The organism is Flavobacterium pedocola, from assembly GCF_053764385.1.
Window position 1 is genome coordinate 1 of record NZ_JBSNCR010000029.1, and the last position, 510, is coordinate 510.

The 510-nt window shown below is 45.7% G+C and carries 1 protein-coding gene; it reads right to left on the reverse strand.

The annotated features are described in order from the left end of the window. Positions 1-510 (reverse strand): hypothetical protein (locus ACWPKD_RS15240; RefSeq protein ID WP_455413542.1); only part of this gene is annotated, 510 nt, incomplete at both ends.

Here is a 510-nt window from a genome sequence, read left to right on the forward strand (position 1 = left end):
CGATAGTCACGGTATTGGGTACATTCATCCAAAGAACCGGAACCGGTTAACTCGCCCGCTACATTACCACTGGTTTGTCCTTCGACACCACAATTATCGGTGAAGGTAGTGGATACGGATTCTGGCCATGCTGTGTTACAACCGCCTAAATCATAATCCGCTACATCTGCCACAATTGGATTGGTTTCATCGAAGTGACGGGTAATGCGAAGTGTTCGCTGACCAATATTACCACAATCATCCGTTACTCTGAAACGGTAGTTGCGGTATTGGGTACAACCATCAATATTTCCTTGAGTAATTAATTCACCTAATACACTGCCACTGGTTTGACCATTCACACCACAATTGTCTGTGAAGGTAGTGGATACCGATTCTGGCCAAGGTGTGTTACAACCGCCTAGATCATAATCCGGCACAGCAACAACAACTGGATTGGTTTCATCAAAGTGACGGGTAATGCGAAGGGTTTGCTCCGCTGAATTACCACAATCGTCAGTCACGCTGAAA